The sequence below is a fragment of the Acinetobacter sp. genome, from assembly GCF_036666595.1.
Taxonomy (GTDB): Bacteria; Pseudomonadota; Gammaproteobacteria; order Pseudomonadales; family Moraxellaceae; genus Acinetobacter.
Genome location: NZ_JAVWVO010000064.1, coordinates 533 through 806, shown reverse-complemented (window position 1 = coordinate 806; position 274 = coordinate 533). Strand labels below are relative to the sequence as shown.

The 274-nt window shown below is 26.3% G+C and carries 1 pseudogene; it reads left to right on the top strand.

Going from position 1 to position 274, the window contains the following annotated elements:
• Positions 1–243: pseudogene (locus RR876_RS16765) on the top strand (glycosyltransferase family 2 protein); the annotation flags it as partial.
• Positions 244–274: the final 31 nt, after the last annotated feature.

The following is a 274-nucleotide window of genomic DNA, read 5'->3' as shown; positions in this document are numbered from 1 at the left end:
ATGAAAGCGATAACAACAGAAGCTTTCTTATCTAATTTTTACGATGCAATAGGGATGCATGTTGTTATTTTAAAAGATAGTGCTGTAGAGCATATTGGTTGGAATGATCATGTTTTTACCTTAGAAGAAAAACAGAAAATCCTCAATGAAAAAAGAAATAGAAAATATAGAAAATATAAACATATATTGTTAGGTGTTATTTTAGGAATAATAATTGGTGCTTTAGTTATTAATTTTTTCTAAAATTAACATAATACACCTTATACGAAATGCG